General features: G+C 69.7%; 18 protein-coding genes. 9 read left to right on the top strand and 9 right to left on the bottom strand.

Annotated elements, in window-relative coordinates:
• Positions 1-179 precede the first annotated feature (179 nt).
• Both QH290_RS23640 and QH290_RS23635 read right to left on the bottom strand, forming a co-directional pair.
• A complete protein-coding gene (locus QH290_RS23640; protein ID WP_280385168.1) occupies positions 180-3,650 on the bottom strand; it encodes an indolepyruvate ferredoxin oxidoreductase family protein in 3,471 nt (1,156 codons plus the stop codon).
• 200 nt (positions 3,651-3,850) lie between these two features.
• A complete protein-coding gene (locus tag QH290_RS23635) occupies positions 3,851-4,516 on the bottom strand; it encodes a DJ-1/PfpI family protein (RefSeq protein WP_280265557.1) in 666 nt (221 codons plus the stop codon).
• A gap of 146 nt (positions 4,517-4,662) precedes the next feature.
• On the opposite strand from QH290_RS23635, the gene QH290_RS23630 reads away from it, so the two are divergent.
• Together QH290_RS23630 and QH290_RS23625 are read left to right on the top strand one after the other, a co-directional pair.
• Positions 4,663-5,601 carry a GlxA family transcriptional regulator gene (locus tag QH290_RS23630; RefSeq protein WP_280385166.1) on the top strand — a complete coding sequence of 313 codons (939 nt, stop codon included), beginning with the start codon at positions 4,663-4,665 and terminating at the stop codon, positions 5,599-5,601.
• Between the two features lie 98 nt (positions 5,602-5,699).
• The gene (locus QH290_RS23625; RefSeq protein WP_280385164.1) at positions 5,700-6,344 is read left to right on the top strand and encodes a dihydrofolate reductase family protein; all 645 of its coding nucleotides are present in this window, start codon (positions 5,700-5,702) and stop codon (positions 6,342-6,344) included.
• A 170-nt stretch (positions 6,345-6,514) separates the two neighbouring features.
• On the opposite strand, the gene QH290_RS23620 is transcribed toward QH290_RS23625, so the two are convergent.
• On the bottom strand, positions 6,515-7,003 hold the full coding sequence (locus QH290_RS23620; protein WP_280265560.1) for an MFS transporter: 489 nt from the start codon (positions 7,001-7,003) through the stop codon (positions 6,515-6,517).
• 210 nt (positions 7,004-7,213) lie between these two features.
• Here QH290_RS23620 and QH290_RS23615 point away from each other — a divergent pair, with 210 nt between their 5' ends.
• Together QH290_RS23615 and QH290_RS23610 are read left to right on the top strand one after the other, a co-directional pair.
• Positions 7,214-7,633 carry a VOC family protein gene (locus QH290_RS23615; RefSeq protein WP_280265561.1) on the top strand — a complete coding sequence of 140 codons (420 nt, stop codon included), beginning with the start codon at positions 7,214-7,216 and terminating at the stop codon, positions 7,631-7,633.
• A 53-nt stretch (positions 7,634-7,686) separates the two neighbouring features.
• Positions 7,687-8,463: a phytanoyl-CoA dioxygenase family protein gene (locus tag QH290_RS23610; RefSeq protein ID WP_280265562.1), complete on the top strand. Its 777-nt coding sequence runs from the start codon at positions 7,687-7,689 to the stop codon at positions 8,461-8,463.
• A gap of 12 nt (positions 8,464-8,475) precedes the next feature.
• Here QH290_RS23610 and QH290_RS23605 read toward each other — a convergent pair whose 3' ends face one another.
• Positions 8,476-9,162, bottom strand: a complete 687-nt coding sequence (locus QH290_RS23605) for an NAD(P)H oxidoreductase (protein WP_280265563.1) — start codon at positions 9,160-9,162, stop codon at positions 8,476-8,478.
• A 114-nt stretch (positions 9,163-9,276) separates the two neighbouring features.
• Here QH290_RS23605 and QH290_RS23600 point away from each other — a divergent pair, with 114 nt between their 5' ends.
• Positions 9,277-10,245, top strand: coding sequence for an AraC family transcriptional regulator (locus tag QH290_RS23600; RefSeq protein WP_280265564.1), 969 nt, complete (start codon positions 9,277-9,279; stop codon positions 10,243-10,245).
• A gap of 40 nt (positions 10,246-10,285) precedes the next feature.
• Here QH290_RS23600 and QH290_RS23595 read toward each other — a convergent pair whose 3' ends face one another.
• From QH290_RS23595 to QH290_RS23580, 4 genes are all read right to left on the bottom strand, one after another.
• Positions 10,286-10,750 carry a gamma-glutamylcyclotransferase family protein gene (locus tag QH290_RS23595; RefSeq protein ID WP_280265565.1) on the bottom strand — a complete coding sequence of 155 codons (465 nt, stop codon included), beginning with the start codon at positions 10,748-10,750 and terminating at the stop codon, positions 10,286-10,288.
• A gap of 624 nt (positions 10,751-11,374) precedes the next feature.
• Positions 11,375-12,172 (bottom strand): MBL fold metallo-hydrolase, encoded by a 798-nt coding sequence (locus QH290_RS23590; protein ID WP_280265566.1) that lies wholly within the window; start codon positions 12,170-12,172, stop codon positions 11,375-11,377.
• Positions 12,173-12,177: 5 nt separating this feature from the next.
• Positions 12,178-12,972, bottom strand: a complete 795-nt coding sequence (locus tag QH290_RS23585) for an MBL fold metallo-hydrolase (RefSeq protein WP_280265567.1) — start codon at positions 12,970-12,972, stop codon at positions 12,178-12,180.
• A gap of 82 nt (positions 12,973-13,054) precedes the next feature.
• Positions 13,055-13,963, bottom strand: coding sequence for a hydrogen peroxide-inducible genes activator (locus QH290_RS23580; RefSeq protein ID WP_280265568.1), 909 nt, complete (start codon positions 13,961-13,963; stop codon positions 13,055-13,057).
• Between the two features lie 109 nt (positions 13,964-14,072).
• On the opposite strand from QH290_RS23580, the gene QH290_RS23575 reads away from it, so the two are divergent.
• From QH290_RS23575 to QH290_RS23565, 3 genes are all read left to right on the top strand, one after another.
• Complete coding sequence (locus tag QH290_RS23575; protein WP_280265569.1) at positions 14,073-14,660, top strand: peroxiredoxin; 588 nt, start codon at positions 14,073-14,075, stop codon at positions 14,658-14,660.
• A gap of 10 nt (positions 14,661-14,670) precedes the next feature.
• Entirely contained in the window at positions 14,671-15,210 is a 540-nt protein-coding gene (gene ahpD / locus QH290_RS23570; protein WP_280265570.1) for an alkylhydroperoxidase, AhpD family, read from the top strand.
• A gap of 120 nt (positions 15,211-15,330) precedes the next feature.
• Positions 15,331-16,023, top strand: coding sequence for a PhzF family phenazine biosynthesis protein (locus QH290_RS23565; RefSeq protein ID WP_280385161.1), 693 nt, complete (start codon positions 15,331-15,333; stop codon positions 16,021-16,023).
• A 16-nt stretch (positions 16,024-16,039) separates the two neighbouring features.
• Here the strand turns inward: QH290_RS23565 and QH290_RS23560 are convergent, their stop codons facing one another.
• Positions 16,040-16,645, bottom strand: a complete 606-nt coding sequence (locus tag QH290_RS23560; protein ID WP_280268348.1) for a DUF5134 domain-containing protein — start codon at positions 16,643-16,645, stop codon at positions 16,040-16,042.
• Positions 16,646-17,106: 461 nt separating this feature from the next.
• On the opposite strand from QH290_RS23560, the gene QH290_RS23555 reads away from it, so the two are divergent.
• A complete protein-coding gene (locus QH290_RS23555) occupies positions 17,107-17,562 on the top strand; it encodes a GNAT family N-acetyltransferase (protein WP_280385159.1) in 456 nt (151 codons plus the stop codon).
• The last annotated feature ends 14 nt before the right edge of the window (positions 17,563-17,576 follow it).

Here is a 17,576-nt window from a genome sequence, read left to right as displayed (position 1 = left end):
TTCCGGGGGGCCCCCCCCCCCCACCCCCAACACCCCCCCCCCCCCGGGGGGGCGCCCGCCCGCGGCCCCAAAAATTGTCGGGTGGCCCACCCCCCGGCCGGGGGGGGGCGCCCCCTCACCCCCCCCCCCCCCCCACCGCGGTCCACCGCCCTGCGTCATCGCCATCCCCGCGTGCCGGGTCACGGCAGGGACGGGGGATCGAAACCCAACTCGCCGAGACGGTTTCGGTAGATCTCCACGGAGGACAGCTTGACGTCCTCGTAGCCGCGGACCACGTCGTACAGGCCCGCCGCCTCCACGGCGCGGTCGTAGTCCCTATCCAGGCTTTCGGCCAGCGTGGTCACCATGTCGGTGTAGTGCGCGAGCAAAGCGCGCTCGACCCGGCGGACGTGCATGTAGCCGAATGGGTCGAACTTGGTGCCGCGCAACCGCTTTCCCTTCGCCAGGGCCTTCAGGGCGAGGTGACTGCGGGGACCGAACCCGATCTTCTTCTCGCGACCCAGCGCCCGCAGCACCGGCGGGTGCAGGCGATAGGTGAGGTTGGCGCCGTCGGGTACCTGCGCCGCCACCTCGTCCAGGAAGGCCGGGTCGACCAGGCGGCGCGCCACCTCGTACTCGTCCTTGTAGGCGGTGAACTTGTAGAGCCCGCGCGCGGCCTGTTCGGTGAACTCGGTGCGATCGGTGACCCGCCGCTGTGCCTGCCAGAGCCGTTCCATCGTCCGCACGTACTCCCGTGCCACCCGGACACCCTGGAATCCGATCAGCTCGGCGGCGCGCACCTCGACCAGGCGCCGGGTCTCCCCCGTCGCCGACAATCCATCGAAAAGGTCTGCCGGAACCGGGTTTCCGGCGCGAGACCGACTCCGGGGCGCGATGGCCGCGGCGAAGTCGTCCGGCCGGGCGATCGCCGCGCGCCCCCACCGGAAGGCCGCGATATTCGCCTCCACCGCCACGCCGTTGATCTCGATGGCCTCCTCGATCGACGCCGCGGGCAGCCGCAGCCCGCCGAGCTGATGGGCGGCACCGACCAGCAGGAAATTCGCGGCGGCCGTGGAGCCGAACAGCGTTTCGGCGGCGGCCAGCGCATCGAACGACCGCACCGTGCGCGACACCCGCTCCAGCCGCGCCAGCAGCGAGCCGGTGTCCGGGTACTCGATGTCCTTGTCGTACACCATATCTCCGGTCGGCGTCCTACTGGTCGACGCGACCGACAGCGTCAGCTCGGCGGAGCCGTACGCCAGATTCTTGGTATCGGCGGCCGCCAGCAGGTCGAAGGCGACGATGCAGTCCGCCGAGCCCGGGGTGAGCCGGTTGGACGGTTCCAGCCCACCCGCCGCGAACCGCAGGTGCGACACCACCGGCCCGGCCTTCTGGCTCAGCCCGATCTGATCCAGGCTCGCCACCTCGTATCCGGCGCGCATCGCCGCGGTCACCAGCACCTGGTTCACCGTCACGATCCCGGTGCCGCCGATACCGGCCAGGAAGACGTTCTGGGTGGTGGTCGGGGCGGCGATCCCGAGGTCTTCCAGCTCCGGCGCCGCGGGCCGACTCTTCTTGCGTCGCTTGCCCTTTCCCGGTTCGGGCAGCTCCACGGTCACGAACGACGGGCAGTCGCCGTCCAGGCAGCTGTAGTCGGTGTTGCACGAGGTCTGATCGATGCGCGTCTTGCGGCCGAATTCGGTGTCGACCGGCTGCACCGACAGGCAGTTGCTCTTGGTGCCGCAGTCGCCGCAGCCCTCGCACACCGCCTCGTTGATCACCACCCGGGTCCGCCGCACCGGCAGGGTGCCGCGCTTGCGCTGCCGCCGGGCGTCGGCCGCGCAGTGCTGGTCGTAGATCAGCACGGTCACGCCCGGAATCTCGCGCAGCGCGCGCTGTGCCTCGTCGAGCCGATCCCGGTGCCACAGGCGCGTTCCCGGCGCCAGGTCCCGCCTGCGGTACTTCTTCGGTTCGTCGGCGCAGATGATGATCTGCCGGACGCCCTCCACCGCCAGCTTGTGGGTCAGCCGCGGCACCGCCAGCGCGCCCTCGGCATCCTGCGCGCCGGTCATCGCGACCACGTCGTTGTAGAGCAGCTTGAACGTGATGTTCACCCCCGCCGCGATACACGCCTGCACCGCGAGCTGCCCGGAGTGGAAATACGTTCCGTCGCCGATGTTCTGGAACAGATGCGGTACCTCGGTGAACGGCGCCTGCCCGATCCACTGCGCGCCCTCGCCGCCCATCTGGGTCAGCCCGGTGACCCTGCTGTCCTCCCGTCCCGACATCGTCACCAGGGTGTGGCAGCCGATGCCGCCGCCCGCGAGGGAGCCCTCCGGGACCGCGGTGGACCGGTTGTGCGGGCAGCCGCTGCAGAAGTACGCGGCCCGCTTGGCGGGCAGCACCGACAGCGACAGCGGTTGCGGCAGTGGGCGTTTCATCTCGATGTACCCGTCCAGCGCCCGGCGCAGCGGCTTGGCGATGCGGCCCGCGGTGAGCTCGCCGTCGTGATCGAACAGCGGCCGGTTCGCGTCGTCGCGCTTGCCGACGATCCGCGGCGCGTCGGCGGTGCCGTACAGGATGTCGCGCAGCTGGGTCTCGAGGAAGGCGGTCTTGTCCTCCACCACGATCACCCGCGACAGCCCGGCGGCGAAGGCCCGGATCGGTTCGGGGGCAACGGGATAGGGCATGCCGATGCGCAGCAGCCGGATTCCGGCGCGGTGCAGGTCGTCGTCGCCCACCCCGAGATCGAGCAGCGCCTGGCGGACCGCGTCGAAGGTGGTTCCGGTGGCGGCGATCCCGACGGTCGCGCGCGCCGGGTTCACCTCCACCACATCCAGTTCGTTCAGCGCGCTGTAGGCCTTGACGATCTCCCAGCGCGGCCCGTACAGGTCGGCCTCGGCGAGCACGCTGTCGGTCGGCGCCGCCATCGGTCGCTGCCGATACGTGAACGGCCTTCCCTCCCACTCGATCTCCGGGATCAGCGTGTCGATCTCACCGACGCGCCCGTCCACCGTCCAGGCGCCGTCGGCCACATCGGCCACGATCTTCAGCGCGACCAGGCAGCCCGACGCCCGCGACAGCGCCACCCCGTGCAGGCCCATGGTGATGATCTCGGAGGCGTTGCGCGGGAACAACACCGGGATGTTGAGCGCCGCCAGCGAGCGCTCCGAGACCGCGGGGACGGTCGACGATTTCGAGGCCGGGTCGTCACCGACGAGCAGCAGCACGCCGCCGTTCGGGTTGCCGCCGTACATGTTCGCGTGCCGCAGCGCGTCGGTGGACCGGTCCAGGCCCGGCCCCTTGCCGTACCACACCCCGACCACGCCGTCGTGCGTCGCCGCGCCCTCCGGCAGCTCGCCCTGGCTGCCCCACACCGCGGTCGCGGCCAGTTCCTCGTTCAACCCCGGCACGAACCGAATGTCGTGCTCTGCCAGCACATCCGGCATCCCGCCCAGCATCCGGTCGACGCCGCCCAGCGGCGAACCCTGATATCCGGAGACGAAGGTGCCCACCCGGCGCCCCGATCGCAGGTCGCGCACGTGCTGCTCGACCAGCTGCCGCGCGATCGCCTGCACGCCGGTCAGGACGACGGTCCCGGCGCCGACGCGGTAGCGGTCGGCCAGGTCGTACGGTGCTGTGATCAGTTCGCGGTCGGCGAGCTCGGTCATCGATTCCACCCGTTCCGTTCGGCGCCGATCGGGCGCCTCCCTTGTTGAGCATTCGTCGCCGCCATCCTGTCTCCGGAGCGCGGAATGAACAATAGGAGGATTCGAAGTTGAGCAATGTGCGCAATTTCGAGTCTACCGAGTGGGCACCAGCTATGCAGGGTGCGGGGTGAAATGTGACCCCGGACACCCACCGCCGCGGACTACCAGGAGGCGGCTATGCCGTGGTCGCGCCACGTGGTGCCGCGGCGCTCGTACTCGAAAAGTTCCTCGACGGCATGGGCGACGCGCGGGCCGACCTCTCGCTCGAGCAGATACAGACCCACGTCCAGGCCCGAGGTGACACCGCCGCCGGAGATCAGATCGCCGTCGTCCACGACTCGGGCGGCGACCGCCCGCACACCCGTGGCCTCGAGCCCGGCCAGCGCCATGCGATTGGTGGTCGCGGCGCGGCCCGCCAGCAACCCGGCCATCGCGGGAAGCAGCGATCCCGCACAGACGGTGGCCACCGTCACCTGCGGGTTGTCCATCGCTGTGCGCAGCAACGCCGGGAGTTCGGTGGTCAGGGCGCGAGCGAGCAGCACGCTGATGAATTCGCCGCGCTGCCGCTCGTCGGCATCCTGCCCGGGTTCGCCGAGGCGTCCGGCCGCGCCGGGCACGACGATCAGGCCCGGCCGGGCGGGATCGAGAGTTGCGGTGGCGCGCAACGCGACTCCGCCCGCACCGCTGACCACCTCGCGCGGACCCTCGGCCGAGACGAACTCCACCGTCACCTCCCCCGAGGCGATGCCGCCGGCGTACAGCACGTCGTACGGGGCGACGACATCGAGGAGGCCGAAGCCATCGAACAGAACGATCTGGGCATGCATGTGCGAGTCCTCCGAGACGAGTGCCGACCGGCGAGCGCCGGATCGCGTCCGACGCTAGGCGTGCCGCCGCACCGGCCCCAGTGGCACCATCGCCAACCTTCCACGGGAAAATGCCAGCGCTATCGCGGATCCGCTACGTTGCTGCCATGCACACCGTGGCCGTGCTGGCTCTGGACCAGGTGATTCCGTTCGACCTGTCGACCCCGATCGAGGTGTTCACCCGCACGCGCCTCGCCGACGGGCGGTCCGGTTACCGGGTCCGCGTCTGCGCCGAACGGCCGGAGGTCGATGCGGGCACCTTCGTCCTGCGCGCCGAACGGGCGCTGGACGGACTGGCCGGAGCCGACACCGTCATCGTTCCGGGAACCGCCGCTCCCACAACGTCTTTGACGCCCGAGGTGTACACCGCGCTGCGCGAGGCCGCCGCCGCGGGCGCGCGGATCGCCTCCATCTGCTCGGGCGCGTTCCCCTTGGCGGCCAGCGGACTCCTCGACGGGCTGCGCGCGACCACGCACTGGCTCGCCGCCGACCGGCTCGCCGCCGAATTCCCGCGGGTCGAGGTCGACCCGAATGTGCTCTACGTCGACAACGGGCAGATCCTGACCTCGGCCGGCGCCGCGGCGGGACTGGACATGTGCCTGCACATGGTCCGGCGCGACTACGGCTCCGCGGTCGCCGCCGACGCCGCGCGGGTCTCGGTGATGCCGCTGGAACGCGAGGGCGGACAGGCGCAGTTCATCGCGCACGACCGCACCTCCGTCCCCGCGGGTTCCGAACTCGAGCCGGTGCTGGCGTGGCTGGGCGAAAACCTTTCTCGCCCACTGACACTCGACGATATCGCGCGGCACGCGAAGGTGAGCACCAGGACCCTGATCCGCCGCTTCCGCGAGCAGACGGGCACCACACCCCTGCACTGGCTGCACCGCGCCCGCATCCGCCGGGCCCAGCAGCTGCTCGAGACCACGCGGCACTCGGTCGAACAGATCGGCGCCCAGGTCGGCTTCGGGTCGCCCACCGCCTTCCGCGATCGCTTCAAACGGACCACCGGTGTCACCCCTCGGGCGTATCGCCGCACCTTCGGCTGACCCGCCTGGTCGCCCGGCCCGCGACCAACTGGTTGCAATCTGCGAGCAGTCTCGGTAAGTTGCCAACTGCTTGCAGGTTGCAATCAGAAAGGCTTCTCATGACTCAGCTCGTTCGCGTTCAATGTTTCGGCGTCTCCCGGGACGGATACGGCGCCGGGGAAGGGCAGAGTCTCGACCGCCCGTTCGGGCATGCCGCTCCGGAGGATTTCATGTCGTGGGCGGGCGCGACGGCCAGCTGGCCGAACCGCACCGACCCCGGCGGCAGCCGCGGCCTGGACGACTACATCACCCGCGACTACAACCGCAACATCGGCGCGGAGATCATGGGGCGCAACAAGTTCGGCCCCGTGCGTGGCCCCTGGGAGAACTACGACTGGCAGGGCTGGTGGGGCGACGAACCCCCGTTCCACACACCGGTTTTCGTTCTGACCCATCACGAGCGACCGTCGTTCACGCTGAGCGACACCACATTCCACTTCCTCGACGCCTCGCCGCAGGAGGCCCTGGCGCGGGCGAAGCAGGCCGCCGACGGCAAGGATGTGCGGATCGGCGGCGGGGTGGCCACCATCCGCGAATTCCTCGACGCCGACCTGATCGACACCCTGCACATCGCCGTCGCCCCTGTCGAACTCGGCCGCGGCGAACAGCTGTGGAAGTCGCCCGACGAACTGCTCGACCGCTTCCGGCTCGAGCAGATCCCGAGCCCCAGCGGAGTCGTCCACCACTTCTTCTGGCGCCGCTGACCGCGTCCCCGTGCCGGATCGCGCTGTTATCGTGCGCGGCCGATCTCCGTCCTGCGCGCGCCGCCGACGCACCCGGGGCAGCCCGCGTCTGGCACGAGGGTGGCGCGACGCACCTCGGGCACGCGCCTTCTCCCCGACCCCACCGACCCGATCCCGGCCCCCTGCCACCGCTACGTCAAACCACTCGAACCCTGGCCCCGGGGCCCTACCGCACCCCGCCCCAGCGACCGCCAGGCCAGTGCCGCAACACATGTCATGGTCGTCGCCGCGAGCCAGAACGACGCGACCACACCGAACGCTTGGGCGATCACCGCGCCGAGCAGCGACCCGAGCGCCGCGCCGCCGAGGTCGAACAGCGAGTAGACGCTGCCGACCCGGCCGCGCAGGTGATCGGGCACCTGCCGCTGCCTGGTCACCGTGACGATCAGCCGCCGCCGGTCCAGCCGGTCGACGAAGACACCGCTGACGAGCACGAACAGCAGCCACGGCAGCTGCTGGACGAAGGCGGCACCCGCGACCGTCGCCGGGCTCGTGGTGAGCGATGCGACGAGCAGAGGTCCCGCCACCAGGGTGACCCCGTCACCGATATTCGATATCGCCGACGCCGTCCAGAGTCGGGAGAAACCCGCGCCGAGGGGCACGGCATTGTGGGCACGCAAAGAGAACTCCCCGATCGGAGAAACGGTTGCATTACCGCGAAACCGCTGCTGGACCGACACCGACCGAACCAGACGGTACCGCGAGCCACCGCTGCGCTCCAGGGAATTTCGAGCCTCCGCAGTAATCATGACAGTTGGTGTCGTGGTTTGTTGGGAGGTTGGTGCGGCGGCCGTCGGAGGGTCCGATCGGTCGGGGATGAAGGAGTATTCGTGGGGTCTCAGGTCAATCCGTGCATCATGTTCGGTGGCAATGCGCGGCAGGCGCTGGAGTTCTATCGGGAGGTGTTCGGCGGTGAGTTGCAGGTCGCGACCGCCGCGGACTTCGGGGCGCCGAGCCCGGGCGGCGCCGACAAGGTCATGCACGCCCGGCTGGACACCGCCGCCGGTTACACGCTGATGGGGTGGGACCATCCGGACGACAGGCCCGGCCACCCGCCCTACCGCCCGGGCAACAATGTCGCGGTCTTCCTCGATGGCGACACCGACGCCGCCGACGAACTCCGCGGCTATTTCGACAAACTGTCCGTCGGCGGCACCATCACCCTGCCCCTGGAAAAGCAGGTATGGGGCGACGAGGCGGGCTCGCTCGTCGACCGATTCGGAATCCACTGGATGTTCAACATCGCCTGAGACCCGCCTTGCGGGCGATTCGAATCCGCTCGATCGATGCTAAGTGTGGTGGGGTGACCGAATCGATGAAACTCACTACACCACAGACACTTTCACCCGACCTGGTGGATCGGTACCGCACGCAGGGCTATGTGCACCTGCCCCGGGTGCTCGACACGGCGGAGGTGCGGCGGTGCCGCGCCGACGCCGAGGAATTGCTCGACCGCCAACCGAAGATCTCCTGGGACGACGACGCCCGCGGCAATGTCATGGACTGGGTCGCCGACCCGGAGAGGGTGAGTGCATCGATGCGCCACGTCGCACTGCACCCCGGGATCACCGCGATAGCCGAGCGATTGGCCGGGCGGCCGTTGCGGATGTTCAAATCCGAACTGTTGCGTAAGCGAACCACCGGAAGCACCACGACACCGCTGCACATCGACGATCCCGCATTCCCGATCGACGGCGCGCCGGTGACGCTGACCGCCTGGGTCGCCCTGGTGGACGTGCCGGTGGAGCGGGGCTGCATGAGCTTCCTCCCCGGCTCGCACCACTGGCCGGGCGGCACCCCGACCGGTTTCGCCGATCCGTTCGAGGTCCGTCCGGAGCTGCGGTGGTGGCCCCGGGTGACGGTGCCGCTGCGCGCCGGGGACTGCACCTTCCACCATTCCGCGCTGGTCCACATGGCCGGGGCCAATGCGACCGACGACGCCCGGATCTCCCTGGCCACGGTCTACATGGACGCCGAGGCCACCTTCCGCCCCTCACCCGAATCTCCCTACCAGGACGAGGTTTCGGGCATCGACCCGGGCCAACCGATGGACACGGACCGGTACCCCCGGGTCGGCTGAACCGACGGCCCCTCAGGCCTCGACCAGCTCCGCCGCCAGGAACTGCTCGACCAATTCGGTTGCGCGACGGTCGAAGTCGGCGTACTGCGCCTCGCGCTCGGCACCGGCCACCGCGGCGCCGACGAGCAGGTTGCCCTCGGCGTCGAGGCGCTGCGGGCGCTCCTCGGCGTCGGGGAGCAGGCCGACGGTCGAGTGGGTGAAGCCGCAGTAGTAGGCGATGCCCTGATTCAGGTTGATATCCAGCACCGCCCGCATCCCCTCGATGATCTCGTCGTCGCCCGCCGCACCCGCCAGGCCGAGCCACAGCATGCGCTTGCCCGCCAGGCGAGGTTTGCTGCGGCCGTAGGCGAAGCCGTAGTTCCACACTCGATCGATCCAGCCCTTCAGGATGGCGGGCACGCTCTGCCAATACACCGGAAAGACGGCAACAACGATGTCCGCGTTGAGAATTCGCCGCATGTGCGAGCGGGCTTCGTCCGAGTAGGTCTTCTCACGATTCCCCCAATCGGGCTGATCCTCGAGGTTCATCCGGGGATCGAACCCCTCGGCGTGCAGATCGAGCAGATCGATCCGATATCCGGCGGCCTCGAGCTGCGCGGCGGTCCGGCGGGCGGTGTGCGCGGTGAGCGAATCGGACCGGTGGTGCGCGACCACCACGAGGGCGGTCCGGCCGGGGGTGGTGTTGCCATCGTGTGGCACAGGATTCTCCTGACTGTTGTCTGCCGATGCGATGACACCAGTAAATCCGTGATCGTATGGATGATCCATGGGAGAAACGCTTCGATATATAGGTGATCGTCTACGATGGTGGGCATGGATCCCTTGAGTTCGCTTCTCAGCGGTATCCGGGCCGAGGGCTCGGTCGTGAGCTACGCGGTGCTGGAGGCGCCGTGGACCATCCGCTTCGCCGACGAGGCCCCGCTGACCATGGTCAGCGTGCTGCGCGGCGGCGGCACCCTGCTGCTGCCCGACGGTACCGAGCGGGCGGTGGGCGTCGGCGATACCGCCATCGTGCGCGGCCCGGACCCCTTCCTGCTGGCCGACCACCCGGCAACGGTGGGCACCCCGCACACCGAGTACGAAATCGCCTGCTTCACAGAAGATCTCGAGTGCACGGCACAAGACCTGGGCGGGATCCGGTGGGGGAACGATCCGGACGGGGCGACCGCGCTGATCGTGGGCGCCTACCGCGCCTCCGGCCACCGCCACGAGCGCCTGCTGCGCGCCCTGCCGCCGGTGCTGGTGGTCAACGAGGACACCGAGGTGTGCGCGTGGCTGGAGACGGCCGCCGCCGATGCCGCGCTGCGGTCGGCCGGGTCACAGGCCCTGATGGACCGCCTGCTGGACTGGGCCCTCGTGTGCACCCTGCGAACCTGGTTCGACCAGGCCGGATCCGACGCGCCCGGCTGGTACCGCGGCCTGGCCGACCCGATCCTGGCGCCCGCCCTGCGGGCGTTTCACGACCGCCAGTCCGGCGGTTGGACCGTGGCATCGCTCGCGGCCGAATCCGGCGTCTCCCGAGCGCTATTCGCGAAACGCTTCACCGAGGTGATGGGTCGGCCACCGCTCACCTACCTCACCGAGTGCCGCATGGACGAGGCGGAGACGCTCCTGACCGATACCGATCTGTCCGTCGCCCGGATAGCCGAAACGGTCGGTTACGCCGACGCATTCGGCTTCAGCGCCGCCTTCAAGCGCCATCGCGGCATGAGCCCCAGCGCATTTCGCCTCGCCGCAACCGCCGCGCCGGTCTCCGGGCTCGAGCTGAGCGGTGCGAGGTAGGCCAAGTGCCGCACTGGTTTTCGCTGAGTGAGAGGGTGGCTTATCGGCTCGCCGCCCGTCCGTCGCGCCATCGCGCGCACCAGTTCAGGTAGCGGTCGAGGTGGTCGGCGGCGAATATCTCGGGCTGCCAGTCGTTTCGGATGACATCGGCGGTCCAGACATAGGTCGGCACCGGTTTGTCGTGACCGATCAGGGAGATCGGGCGCAGCTCGTATTCGTCGTCCTCGAAATCATCGAGTACCTCCCATTCGGCGCGGGTCAGCCCGTTCAGGATCAGGCCCCCGGCCAGCCGCCCGGGCTGTGCTACCAAGCCCGGGTACAACCGGCCGGGCAGGGCGGCCACCCGCTGGTCGCGGGCCACGGCGAAGTCGTAATCCGGTGTGCGCCCGATCAATTGCTCCAGCACGGGACCGAATTGCAGGGTGCCGTATACGAACAGCCGCGATCCGGCGCCCTCCAGCCGGGGAAATCGCGCGGCCGCGGCGGTGTTCCGCCCGGCGCTCATCGCGCGCTCCCCGCCGGACAGAGTATTCGCTGACCAGTTGCCGAACTCCTCGCCACACCCGTGCATCCCATGCCACCACTGTGCCGAATCCCCGCACACCACCGGGCCACATGGCGGCGTGAACTCCCTCACTTCCAGGTTTAGCGCCTAATAACAGGCGGCTCGCCTCCCCCGAATCCACAACCGGGCAAAGCGGGCAAAGCACCGATACCCAGCAATCCCCAATCCTCGACCCACCGCGCCGATCACCGAGCTGGCAGATAGCTGGCAATCAAATACGTCGGCCCACCAGCATTTCCGGCGTGCTTTCGGCCGGAATCCCGTGCCCCGGCCAAACGCACGCCGGGGATAGGAGGTGGACGCACACCGGCGGATACAGACGGACGCACACCAGCGGATACAGACGGGCGCACACCAGCGGATACGGATCGGCACACACTAGCGAGTACAGACCAGCGCACACCAGCGATACGAACGGCGCACACCGGCGGGTGCGGACCCGGGCACACCGGCATACGGACGGGCGCACACCGGCGGGTGCGGACCGGCGCGCACCGGCATACGGACATGCGCGTACCGGCGATAGGGACCGGCGCAGGCCGGGATACGACAGCACCGCCGCGGCTAGGGCTGCTCGGCGATTCCGGCCGTGTCACCCGATAAGCGGGCGAAGGTTTTCGGGTCGTGGGAGGTGAAGATCTCGATCTCGTCGCCGTGGCGGCGGACCAGGTCTCGCAGGCGCTCGCGGGTCGCCCGTTGGGCGGGGAGGTCGGCGCCGAAGTACGGGTAGATCCGATTGGCCCTGGGCAGGTCCGGACGCGCGGGATCGATGTCGGCGCGGGTCAGGAAGGCGTCACCGGCGTGCAGCAGCCATCCGCTGCCGGTATCGATGGCCACCCCGGCGTGGCCGCGGCTGTGGCCGTACAGCGGGATCACGACGAATTCCGGTGGCAGCCCGGGCAGGTCCCGCACCGCCGGGAGCCCGAACCACTCCTCCTCCGCGGCAACCTCGTTCACGACCCAGCGCGGCCCGTGCGCCCAGTGCAGCGGCCGATACCGCGTGCGCTCGGCCAGCTTCGGCGCCCGTGCCGCCCGCAGCTCCGGGCCGTGGACATGCACCGCGGCGCCGGGGAAGTCCACCAGCCCGCCGGTGTGGTCGGAATCCAGGTGGGTCAGCACGATGTGGTGCACATCGGCCGGATCGAGACCCAGCGCCTGGATCCGGCGGACCGCCGTCTCCTCCTCGCGGAGGGCGAGACGCACCAGGAATCGGGACATTCCGACCATCCGCCCCGGATCCCGCACGCACTCGAGGCCGAATCCGGTATCGATCAGCACCAGGCCGTCGGAGGTCTCCACCAGCAGACAGTGGGTGACCAATCCGATACCCGCTGTGCCGCAGTTGAAGTGGTGGATGCGCATCCCGCTCACCCCGCCGGGCGGACCGTCGACCCCGCGAGCCGCGCATAGGCCGCCGGGTCGTGCGCGCAGAAGATGGTGATCTCGTGCCCGTGCGCGCGGTTGAGTTCGACCAGCCTGCGCCGGTTCTCGCGATAGGCCCCCCGCACGATCGAACCCAGCTCGTACAGCTGCCACATCAGCGGCGTGCGCGGCCCCGCCGGATCGACCTCACTGTCGAGGAAGAAGGCGTCGCCCGCATGCAGCAGCCAGCCGCGGCCCGTGTCGACCGCCACCCCGACGTGCCCGCGGGTGTGCCCGGGCAGCGGGACGACCAGGATCTCCGGCGGCAGGCCGGGCAGATCGCGCACCGCGCGGAAGCCGAACCACTCGTCGCCGCCGTCCAATTCGTTGACCATCCACCGCGGCCCGTGCGACCACTGCGGGGCCCGATAGCGCATCCGCTCCGACAGCGTGCGACCGGCCGTGGCCGCGCGGAACTCCGGCCCGTGCACGTGCACGGTCGCCTCGGGAAAGTCGGCCAGCCCGCCGGCGTGATCGAGATCGAGGTGGGTGAGCACGATGTGGCGCACATCGGCCGGGTCGTAGCCGAGCCCCTGGATCTGCCGGATCGCCGTCTCGTGCTCGGCCAGCTGCGCGCCCAGCAGGAACCGGCTCGGGCCGACCAGGGGCCCGGGGGTGCGCACGCAGTCGAGCCCGAATCCGGTGTCCACCAGCACCAGACCGGCCTTGGTCTCGATGAGCAGGCAGTGATCGACCATGCCCATTCCCATGCTGCCGCAGTTGAGATGATGAATCCGCACGTCGAGAGCGTCCCAGACGCTCAGCGGCTGGTCAATCGCACTGGCAGCGCGCCCGCGCGCCCCGCCGCGCGGCTGTGCGTCCTCACACCGGCCGCTGCCCGCGGATGATCTCCGCCAGCTCCTCGTAGTCCTCGGTGCGCGCGGTCGAGCCGCGGAACACCAGCCCCAGCGTGCGCCCCGGCGCGGGGTCGGCGAATCGCGCGATGTCCAGTGTGCCCCGGGCGGTTTCGGACGCCACCGCCATCTCGGGTATGAGGGTGACGCCCAATCCGCCCGCGACGCACTGCACCACGGTCGCCAGCGAGGCCGCGCGGGTATCGCCGACCGAGCCCGGCCGCACCTCCTCCGATCGGCACAGGTCCAGCGTCTGGTCGCGCAGGCAGTGGCCCTCGTCCAGGAGCAGTAGCGGCAGGTTGTCCAGGGCCGACGGGGAGACGTCGGCGCGCCCGGCCAGCTCGTGCCCACGCGGCGTGACGAGCACGAATTGCTCTGTGTAGAGCGGTATTTCGACCAGTCCGGGCGTCTCGCCGGGCACCGCGATCAGCGCCACGTCCAGCACGCCGGTGCGCAGGCCGTCCAGCAGCCGGGCGGTCTGATCCTCGATCACGTGCGGCACCAGCGCCGGTAGCCGCCGCCGCAATTCCGGGAGCAGCGTCGGCAGCACGTACGGGGCGACCGTCGGGATGAGGCCGAGGCGCAGCGTGCCGCCGAGGCCGTCACCGTTCGCGGAGGCGACGAATCGGTCCGCGGCCTCGAGCGTCGCCATCGCTTGCGGCAGTAGCCTTTTGCCCGCGGCGGTCACCAGCACCCGGCGCGTGCTGCGCTCGATCAGCTGCAGCCCCAGCCCGTTTTCCAGTGATGCCAGCGCCTGCGATAACGTGGGTTGGCTCACAGATAGCCGGGCGGCCGCAGTGCCGAAATGGCGATACTCCGCGATCGCCACGAACGCACGCAGCTGTGACAGGGTGGGCTGATAAGTATGATCAGTCACGCCTATCAGTCTAGTGCGACTGATCACCTTTACCTTTCATCACCCTCCGGGCAAGATCGACCGCGAACACCTCGCACGGCAACCGCAGACAAACGAAGAAGGAGAAAGCATGGCCCTGCTGACCATCGGCGACCAGTTCCCCGCCTACAACCTGACCGCGGTGATCGGTGGCGATCTGTCCAAGGTGAATGCTCAGCAGCCCGACGACTACTTCACGCAGATCTCGAGCGACGACCACGCGGGCAAGTGGCGGATCGTGTTCTTCTGGCCCAAGGACTTCACCTTCGTGTGCCCGACCGAGATCGCCGCGTTCGGCAAGCTGAACGACGAGTTCGCCGATCGCGACGCGCAGGTGCTCGGCGCGTCGGTCGACAACGAGTTCGTGCACTTCCAGTGGCGGGCCCAGCACGAGGACCTGAAAACCCTTCCGTTCCCGATGCTTTCGGACCTCAAGCGCGAGCTGGCCGAGGCCACGGGCGTGCTGAACGCCGACGGCGTCGCCGACCGCGCCACGTTCATCGTCGACCCGAACAACGAGATCCAGTTCGTGTCGGTCACCGCCGGTTCCGTGGGCCGCAACGTCGACGAGGTGCTGCGCGTGCTGGACGCGCTGCAGTCCGACGAGCTGTGCGCCTGCAACTGGAAGAAGGGCGACCCCACCATCAACGCCGGCGAGCTCATGGCGGCCGGGGTCTAGGAGTTTCGCTGTGTCCGTGGAGAACCTGAAGAATTCCCTGCCCGAGTACGCCAAGGACCTCAAGCTCAATCTGTCGTCCATCGCGCGCTCGACGGTGCTGAACGAGCAGCAGCTGTGGGGCACCCTGCTGGCCACCGCCGCCGCCACCCGTTCGGCGAGCACGCTGCGCGAGATCGCCGAGGAGGCCGCCGACACGCTGTCGGCGGAGGCATACAACGCCGCCCTCGGCGCCGCCTCGATCATGGGCATGAACAACGTGTTCTACCGGGGCAAGGCGTTTCTGGAGGGCCGCTACGACGATCTGCGGGCCGGGCTGCGCATGCAGATCATCGGCAATCCGGGCGTCGACAAGGCCGACTTCGAACTGTGGTCGTTCGCGGTCTCATCGATCAACGGCTGCCAGCACTGCCTGGAGGCGCACGAGCACACGCTGCGCGAGGCGGGCGTCTCGCGCGAGGTGATCTTCGAGGCGCTGCGCGTGGCCTCGATCGTCGCGGGCGTCGGACAGGCCGTCCAAACCACCGAAACCCTGGCCACCGCCACCCTCTGATCGCGTACACGACAGTGCCCTGCCCCGAACCGCTCGGGGCAGGGCACTTTTCGCATCGAGCCGCCGCTACGGCCGGTCGATTCACCATCCCCCTGAACCCCCGCAGTAGGCTGAAGCACCATGGGCACACTCGAAAGCGACAGCACGCAGGTCGAGGTGGTTCGGGTCTTCACCGACGCGGCCGGGCGATTCGGGAATCCGCTGGGGATCGCCCGCGCCGCCGATGTCGTGGACATCGACCATCAGGCGCTGGCCGCACGCGCCGGATACAGCGAGACCGTGGTCGTCGAGCAACCCGTCGAGGATTCCGCGCGGATGCGGATCTACACACCGGCGATCGAACTGCCGTTCGCCGGACATCCGACCGTCGGCGCCGCGTGGTGGCTGTCCGAGCAGGGCACCCCGGTGAAGGTGCTGGAGGTCCCGGCCGGTCCGGTGGCCGTCACCCCGGTCGAGGGGCTGACCTGGGTGCAGGCCCGCGCCGAGTGGGCGCCCACGTTCACCTTCCACGAATTCGACACGGCCGAGGCACTCGCGACGCTGGACCCGGCCGACTTCCCCGAGGGCCAGCACTACGTGTGGGCGTGGACCAACCGCGACCGCGGCGCCGTCCGCACCCGGATGTTCGCCCCGGCCATGGGCATCGCCGAGGACGAGGCCACCGGCGCCGCCGCCATCGCCCTCACCGCCCAACTGCGCCGCAGCCTGATCATCACCCAGGGCGAGGGCTCCCAACTGTTCACCGAATGGGATTCCGACGGCTGGGTCCGCCTCGGCGGGCGCACCGTCGCCGACCACCCCGTCGTCCTCTGACCCACTTCCCCGCGGGTCAGCCCGCGACGGCGGCGACGAGCATGTAGGCCGTGCCCAGGTCCATGATGATGTGGGGGATGACCGCCGTGCGGGCCGGGGAGTGCGGGAGGGCGGGCCGGAGCCGGGTTTTCGCGCCCGGGGTGAGCATCAGTACGGCGTCCAGGGTGAACAGGGCGGCCAGGAGCAACATCGGGATGGGTGGTGCGGCGTGCTGGCTGCCGTGCTGGTGACCCGACATCGCCCACAGCATGGCCGCGGCCGCGATCACGTGGTAGACCAGCGGGGCCACCTGCGCGCCCGGCGCCGAGCCCACCCGGCGCTGCAGGATCCGACCGGCCAGCAGGCCCGCGTAGACGACCACCATCGCGGTCAGTACGCCCTGCACGGCGGCGGGCGCGGCCCCCGTGGGAAACACCAGCATCGCCAGCATGACCAGGCACATCAGCAGGTGTGCCGCATCCGATTCGCGGTCCACCACACCCGAAACCGTCACTCCCCCAGCATCATCCACGCATTCCGAACCCGCGGCCAGCACTCTCGTCGCGACTATGACCGCCGCCACCACGAAGGCCGCCACCACACCCCAGCGCAGCGCGTCGTACTCGACCACGAAAGCGCCCACACGCCACCACCTCTCGCCGACGAGCCGGTCTCTCCATGCTCGCACCCGCTCTCCGGGCCGGCCACCGCCGCACCGCGGCCACTGCCGCCCCGGGCCTGCCCCAGCGCTGCCTGTCCGCACCGCTGCCCATAGAGACCGCCCGAACCTCCGAAACTCATCACCGGCGAGACGGTCCCTCGATGGTCACAGCCGCGAGTCATCCGTAGGCGCTGTGCTCGCCGGTCGGACAATGACGCCCGGCCGCGGCCGTCACCGACCACCATGCCGACCAGATCGACGAGCGCCCGCTCGCCACACCCGGCGACGGAGGTACCGATCGCGGGTGCGGCTCAGCCGTGCACGGTTGGCCGGACAACCGCCGCAGGCGCGCAAGGATCCGCCGGTATCGACGCCCACGTGCCCGAATCGATCGACTGCCGGGCCGCGATCATGATGGTCGGGCCTCCCGGCTACCGTGCGGTATGCGCATCGTGCCGGACGATCTGACCGCGGCGGCGGTGGTCGCGCTGCTGTCCGAGCACCTCGGGGAGATGCGGGCGAACTCGCCGCGGGACAGCGTGCACGCGCTGGACCTGGACGGGCTGCGCAAGCCGGAGGTGACCTTCTGGTCGGTGTGGGACGGTGACCGCCTGGCCGGGTGCGGGGCCCTGAAGGAACTGGACCCGACGCACGGCGAGATCAAATCGATGCGCACCGCCACCGATCACCGGGGCCGCGGGGTCGGCTCGCTGCTGCTGCGGCACATCCTCGCCACGGCCCGCGAGCGCGGCTATCGGCGCCTGAGCCTGGAAACCGGTGCCCAGCAATTCTTCTCCCCCGCCCACCGGCTCTACGAGCGGCACGGATTCCGCCGCTGTCCCCCGTTCGCCGACTACCTCGAGGACCCCCACAGCATCTTCATGGCCCTCGCCCTCTGACCCGGTGGAGTCAC

The sequence above is a fragment of the Nocardia wallacei genome (assembly GCF_029869545.1).
Classification (GTDB): Bacteria; Actinomycetota; Actinomycetes; order Mycobacteriales; family Mycobacteriaceae; genus Nocardia; species Nocardia wallacei_A.
This window is presented reverse-complemented; position numbering and strand designations above follow the sequence as displayed.

Excerpts from the sequence above, each read along its gene's own strand:
- QH290_RS23600 (WP_280265564.1), top strand. The coding sequence starts at position 9,277 with ATGGATCCCTTGAGTTCGCTTCTCAGCGGTATCCGGGCCGAGGGCTCG.
- QH290_RS23635 (WP_280265557.1), bottom strand. The coding sequence starts at position 4,516 with ATGCATGCCCAGATCGTTCTGTTCGATGGCTTCGGCCTCCTCGATGTC.
- QH290_RS23625 (WP_280385164.1), top strand. The coding sequence starts at position 5,700 with ATGACTCAGCTCGTTCGCGTTCAATGTTTCGGCGTCTCCCGGGACGGA.
- QH290_RS23640 (WP_280385168.1), bottom strand. The coding sequence starts at position 3,650 with ATGACCGAGCTCGCCGACCGCGAACTGATCACAGCACCGTACGACCTG.
- QH290_RS23565 (WP_280385161.1), top strand. The coding sequence starts at position 15,331 with ATGGGCACACTCGAAAGCGACAGCACGCAGGTCGAGGTGGTTCGGGTC.
- QH290_RS23630 (WP_280385166.1), top strand. The coding sequence starts at position 4,663 with ATGCACACCGTGGCCGTGCTGGCTCTGGACCAGGTGATTCCGTTCGAC.
- QH290_RS23590 (WP_280265566.1), bottom strand. The coding sequence starts at position 12,172 with ATGCGCATCCACCACTTCAACTGCGGCACAGCGGGTATCGGATTGGTC.
- QH290_RS23555 (WP_280385159.1), top strand. The coding sequence starts at position 17,107 with ATGCGCATCGTGCCGGACGATCTGACCGCGGCGGCGGTGGTCGCGCTG.
- QH290_RS23575 (WP_280265569.1), top strand. The coding sequence starts at position 14,073 with ATGGCCCTGCTGACCATCGGCGACCAGTTCCCCGCCTACAACCTGACC.
- QH290_RS23595 (WP_280265565.1), bottom strand. The coding sequence starts at position 10,750 with ATGAGCGCCGGGCGGAACACCGCCGCGGCCGCGCGATTTCCCCGGCTG.